6 protein-coding genes and 1 pseudogene are annotated in these 5,748 nt (G+C 69.2%); all 7 read right to left on the minus strand.

The window, feature by feature from the left end; genetic code table 11:
* Positions 1–265 (minus strand): transposase (locus tag T398_RS26435; RefSeq protein WP_496450523.1); only part of this gene is annotated, 265 nt, incomplete at its 3' end.
* 43 nt (positions 266–308) lie between these two features.
* Positions 309–944, minus strand: a pseudogene (locus T398_RS26440) (IS630 family transposase); the annotation flags it as partial.
* A gap of 119 nt (positions 945–1,063) precedes the next feature.
* Positions 1,064–4,051, minus strand: a complete 2,988-nt coding sequence (locus T398_RS26445; RefSeq protein ID WP_496450524.1) for a BTAD domain-containing putative transcriptional regulator — start codon at positions 4,049–4,051, stop codon at positions 1,064–1,066.
* A gap of 32 nt (positions 4,052–4,083) precedes the next feature.
* Complete coding sequence (locus tag T398_RS26450) at positions 4,084–4,530, minus strand: pilus assembly protein TadG-related protein (RefSeq protein ID WP_496450525.1); 447 nt, start codon at positions 4,528–4,530, stop codon at positions 4,084–4,086.
* Positions 4,527–4,997 carry a TadE/TadG family type IV pilus assembly protein gene (locus tag T398_RS26455; protein ID WP_496450526.1) on the minus strand — a complete coding sequence of 157 codons (471 nt, stop codon included), beginning with the start codon at positions 4,995–4,997 and terminating at the stop codon, positions 4,527–4,529. Before T398_RS26455 ends, T398_RS26450 begins: the two co-directional genes overlap by 4 nt.
* Positions 4,994–5,443, minus strand: a complete 450-nt coding sequence (locus T398_RS26460) for a TadE/TadG family type IV pilus assembly protein (RefSeq protein WP_496450527.1) — start codon at positions 5,441–5,443, stop codon at positions 4,994–4,996. The genes T398_RS26455 and T398_RS26460 overlap by 4 nt, the downstream gene beginning before the upstream one ends.
* A gap of 2 nt (positions 5,444–5,445) precedes the next feature.
* Positions 5,446–5,652, minus strand: coding sequence for a hypothetical protein (locus T398_RS26465; protein WP_018827021.1), 207 nt, complete (start codon positions 5,650–5,652; stop codon positions 5,446–5,448).
* Positions 5,653–5,748: the final 96 nt, after the last annotated feature.

Consider the following 5,748-nt stretch of genomic DNA (forward strand, 5'->3'; position numbering starts at 1 on the left):
TGTCCTGCTCGGTGTGGGTACGGTGGTCGGTGCCGTTGAGGGCGAAGTACCGCACGGCGGCGAACTCGGCTTCAATCCAGTTCAGCCAGGACGCGTACGTCGGTAGGAACACCAGTTCGACGTGGTTGGCGGCGCACCAGGCGCGGACCTCGGGGTGTTTGTGTGGGGAAAAGTTGTCGCAGATCAGGTAAAGCTTCTGGTCGGGCCAGCGGGCGCGCAGGGTCTTCAGGAAGGACAAAAAGCTCGCGCCAGCGTTTACGGTCACGGATGCGGTAGTGCAGCCTTCCGGTGGCCAGGTCGAGGGCGGCGATCATGTGTCGTACGCCGTGGTCGCGGTGGTAGGTAGCGCGTAGTCGCACGGGGTTTCCCTGGGGTCGCCAGGCCCGGCCGGGGCGGGGCTGCAGGTTCAGCGGCCCGAACTCGTCTACGCACAGCACACGCCCGCCCGGCGGCGGGTGGTCGTAGAGGTCCAGGATCCGGCGCATCTTGGTGGTGAAGTCGGGATCGGTGCTGGCTTTCCAGGTCTTGGTGGCCTGCCATGACACGCCACGTTCGCGCAGGACATGGCGCACGGTCTCGACGCTGATCGTGGTGACGTAGCCGGTGGCGATGAGGTAGTCGCGCAGTTTGGCCAGGGACCAGCCCGAGAACGGCTGGCCGAGGAAACGGGGGTCGCACCGGGCGATGACGCAGATCCAGTCGCGGGTCTGCTCATCGATCCGTCTCGGTGCGCCCCCGCTCCATTTTGGGTTCAGCGCGTCGAACCCCCGCTCGTTGAACGCGTGGATCACATCACGGACGTAGTCCTCGCTGGCACTGAGCAGGTGAGCGATGTCCGGCGCCGGCTGGCCCTGAGCCGACATCAGCACCACGATCGCCCGCCGCAGCTTCACCGGATCCTTCGCCGTCCGGCTGATCCGCTGCAACCGCTGACCCTCGGCCATCGACACCTGCCGGACGAACACTTCCGGCCTTCTACCCACCGGCCAACACCTCCCACACGAGCACTGGGAGACAGCTTGCCTGATCCATCCTCAGAACCGACGCATTACCCGATCAACGTTCAAAGACGAGGCACTAGCTGACGCTGCAGGTCGCGGATCGCCGCGGGGTCGCCGAGCGCAGCGTGGGCGCGCATGGCCGCCTGGTACAGCGTCTCGGCGTAGGGGCTGTACCCCATCACGGTCGTGAGGACGGCGAGCGCCTCGGCGGGTTGGTCGAGTTCGTCGGCGAGCGCGAGTGCGGCGTCGACTGCCTGCCGCTGCACGGCCTCCCGATAGGGCTCGATCCACTCGTATCCTTTGTTGTTGGCGAGCGGGCCTTGGTAGGCGTCAACGGCGCGACGCAGGGCGGATGTCCTGTCGGCGGGATTGGCGGCCCGGTTCGCCTCGTCGACAGCGTCGCTCATCCGCCACAGGTCCACATCGACGGCGTCGCGGTGCAGGATGTAGCGGCGGTCCGGGTGGGACAGGTAGGTGGCGGGGCCGCCGGTCTGCTTGAGGACTCGGCGCAGGTTGTAGACGTAGGTGTGGAGCCTGTGCGGAGCCTTACTGCTCGTGGCCTCTGGCAGCAGGTCCTCCAAAATCGCCTCCTGGCTCGCGGTCCCACCCCGAACGGCCAGGTAGACCAGTAGCTCCAGAGACTTGCCGCGCAACGGCTGCGTGGTGTCGATATCAATGATGCGGGTGTCCCCAAGCACTCGCACCTCGACCCGCCCGACTTCGGCGGCCTCGCTGTCCGCCAGTTGGGCGGCGTCTTCCTCGGGTTCTACACGGTCGTCATGGGCGGGCGATTCGACCACCACACCGGTGCCGGCTCGGTGATTGGGAGGTGAGGTGGTGCTAGCGGCGGTGTCTGGTTCATCGTCGGGCTCGGCCGGATCAGCGAGTGATGCGGTCTCGTCGTCGTTCTGGACCGTCGCGTTGCCGACATCCGCCGGCCCCGCATCGGGGGTGGGCCGTGCCGCAGGCTCGGTGGGTGCCGGTGGCTGGGGTTCGCCGGTGTGAGACTCGGCGAGAACCCGCAGTAGGTCTGCGGTCTCGGTCGGGCCGATCACGGTGAGGCGGCCTACATCGGCGGGATGCCGGCCGTGCCGGTTCGCATCGCCTACGGCGGGGCTGGTCACACCATCGTCAGCCACGACGACGGTGTCACCGTCGGGCCAGGCACCGAGCAGGACCCCATGGATGTCGAGGCGCTGGCCCTGGGCGAGTAGCGCGGCGATGCGGGCGCGTTCGTGGGCGGCGGTGGTGTCGGCGATCAGCACCAGCGGCGGCACGGGTTCGGCCATCGGGTCCGCTTCCCGCAGGCCAGTGATGGTGGCTACCTCGTTCTCGAAGCACATCCTGGTGCGGTGCAGGGTCTGTTCCTCCAGGAGCGTCAGGGCGTCGGTGAGCCCGCCGGTCACGCTTAGCCGGGGCGTGTCCGGCACGGCGACGGCGGCGGCACCTAGCAGGGTGGCGAGGGTGCCGGAGGGGATGACGACGTAGCCGCGACCGTTGGGCTCGTCGAGCCCTCCCGCCGCGAGTGCGGCTACCAGGAAGCCTCGGGCTGCCCCCTCGGCGCCGGGTCCGGTCAGCCCGAGTCCGGCTGGTGGCCAGACCTCCATCACTGGGCTGGCCACTGCGGGCGTGACCGGCTTCGGCGTGGCAGCCGTCTGAGTGACTTGGGGCGTGCCGTCGGTTACGTCTGGCTCGTCCGCGTCAGGATCCGTGATGAGTTCGTCGAGCGGAGTGTCCGGGACCGTCTTCCGGGGCGGCGTCGGGCGGCGCAGGCCACGACGGATCCGGGTGATCACCTTGGGCATCGGCTCGACGGTCGCGTCATCTAGGCGCAGCTCGGCTGCGGGCGGCCGAGGGGTATAGCGGCGGCGGCGGTGTGCCCAGACGAGCGCGACGGCTCCGAGGATCGCGGCAACCAGCCCCAGGTCGAGCCAACTGCCAGTGACCAGTGAGACACCCGGTGATGGTTTCGGCCTGGGTGTGAGGGCCTGTTCTTCAGACGGCATCTCGGGGGTGGCCACCGTGCTGCCAGAGGCTGGTGGGGGATTAGACGGTGTGGCGGTGGCGGCCGGCGGAGGCCCGGGTTCCACCACGTTGTCATCACCGTTGTGGACTTGGGTGGTGGAGCTGGGGGACGGGTCCGCCGATGGGGGATGGCCGGTTTGCGGGGGCTGCGTCGGTGCTGGTGGTTCGGTAGCGGGTGCTGATAGCCCGGGTGCCGTGGCCTCGGGGCCGGCAGGTGGCAGCGTGTCGGCTGGTGGTGTGGCGTCGTCGGGCAGCTCTAAGGTCCAGCCTGGGTAGATCAGGTTCGGGTTGGTGAGGGTTCCGCCGGTGTCGCGGAAGTGGGTGCCCCGGTTTAGGGCGAAGATCTCCGGCCAGCGGGCGGCGTCGCCGAGCCACTGCTGGGCGGTCTTCGACAGGGTGTCCCCGCGTCGCACCTCGCAGGTGTAGGTCTGCCCGGAAGACACGAGCGTCACGTGGCCAGCTACCAGTCGGGCCGGCACCGGATCGCCCATGTTCGGCAGGGCGGACGTCGATGCGGCCTTCTGCCAGGTCTGCGTGTGGTGCCCATCCGGGCCTACCAGCCGTACGGTGGTGCTGGACACGGTGGTTGCCGGGGCCGCGGCGGTGGCGCTGGTGTGGGCGGTTGTCGCCTGTGCTGGCTGGGTGAGGGTCGGTGCGGCCTGGGCTGCGGTGGCGAGGACGCCGCCGCTGATTGCGGCCACCAGGATGGCGGCGAGTCCGCGGGCCGGCGCGATGGCTCGGGGTTGTGGTAGGCGGATGCCCGTGATGGTTTCGGCGACCTCGGCGATCAGCGACCAGATGAACGCCGCCCACAGTGCCCAGAGCAGGCACACGATGGCGTTGCCGAGCATGGCGTCGGTCAGCGGTGAGGTGAGAGCGGCGCCGATGTCCTGCCAGGTGGGTACCTGGTGGGGTAGTGGCCAGCCGACGTACCGAATGAGCGCGTACGGCATGCCGGCGGTGAGCAGCGTCAGGATTCCGAGTCCGGCCAGCCGGCGGGTGGTGGCGGCGAGGAATGCGAACACTGGGGCTCCCGGTCGTGGCGTGGCGGTCCTGGTCAGTTCGGTGCGGTGATTCCCGTCAGAGGGAGGGCGGTGGCGGTCGCGGACACCGGCAGGGCGGTGATCCCAACGAGGTGCAGCAGCTGTGTGGGCCGGGTGCTGCTGATTGTGACGGTGACGGCGGTGGGGGTGGCGGATACGGTGACCTCTCCATCGATGCCGGTCTGTTGGGTGAAACTCCGTGCGGCTGCGGCGGCCTGGGCGGGCTGGAGTTGGACGACGCCGGTGGCCCGGTAGGCGGCGAGGTCGATCTCGCGGGCACCCGCCCGGGCGGCGGCCTGTGCGACGTCGAGCAGCCGTACCTTGTCCGACATGCCTAGGCCCAGGTCGAGGACCAGGCCAGCGAGGATGAGGACGATGACGACGCCGAAGATCGTCCACGGCGTGATCTGGCCGCGGTCGTCATGACGGGCCTGCCGAAAGCGGCTACGCACCCGGATCATGGGCCCGTTGTCCCACGGTAGGTGTCGAGGGGTTGGTATGAGGTGCTTCGGATGGTGATCGCGCCGGGCAGGCCGAGGCCGTAGAGGTCTTCGAGGCGGACGGTGCACGCTATGGTGACGCTGACCTGCCCGCCGGGGACGAACGCCCCGGGGTTGACGGTGACGGTGGACGGCTGGCAGGTGAAGGGCCGCCCCGCCAGGGTTGTGGAGGCGCCGTCGGCGGCAGCGGCGCGGGCCTCGCCGGGCGTGCGGGCGAGGGACGCCTGGCGGGCTGCGGCGGAGGCGGCGGAGTTGACGTCGATGGCAGCCGAGGCCAGGCGCAGGCATGCCACCACCGCGAGGGCGGCCAGGACCATCAGCGGTACGTAGCTCAGCGCCATCTCGACGCTGACCGAACCACGGTCTCCCCGCAGCCGAATCGGCCGGCGGTGAAGTGGGTCTCCGTTGCGGCTCCGCTGGCGGGTCATGTGGGGTCCTTCTCCACTTCGGACTGCCAAGGGGCCACCGATAGGGCGAGGGGGCGAAAACGCTCGACCGGGGCGCTGGCCTGGGTGCTGACCCGCAGGTGCAGGAACGGCACGACGGCCGGCACCCGGCCGGACACCGCCACGGTGGCGGTGTCGGCGGTACGGGTGACCGACACGCTCGGGTCAACGACGACCTGGCCGGCGACCTGGTGTAGCACCTCGGCGGCGTCGGCGCGGCCGGCGGCGGCGGTGCCGTCGGACACCCTGGTGGTTTGCAGGGCGTGGTTGGCGGCGTGCTGGACGCCGAGTTGGGCCAGGGCCCACAGGGCGAACTGCACGCCGACGAGGACGAGAAGGAACAGCAGGGGCGCGTAGAGGACCACCTCGGTGGTGATCGACCCGCGGTCACCACCGAATCGGAATCGTCTGCCTTGTGTGCGGTCCACGGCTAGAGGTCGATCCCGGTGATCTTGTCGATGATCTTGCTTTGGAAGATGGCGTAGACAGCCAGAACCAGGGTGACGAGTAGCGCGATCCACATGACCTTCTCGGTGGTCTCGCTGCCCCGATCGCCGGAGTCACGAAGCCGGCGTACCCGGTCGGTGAGGGTGAGGTGTGCCAGGGTCAGCAGGGCCATCAGCTTGTTGGGACGCATGGCGCTTCTCCTTCTGGTGTGTCCGGATCAGAAGCTGTCCACGGCGGTGACAGCCGGGTACAGGAGGAACAGCATGTACGCGGCGGCCAGGAGCAT

The sequence above is a fragment of the Salinispora goodfellowii genome, from assembly GCF_059570675.1.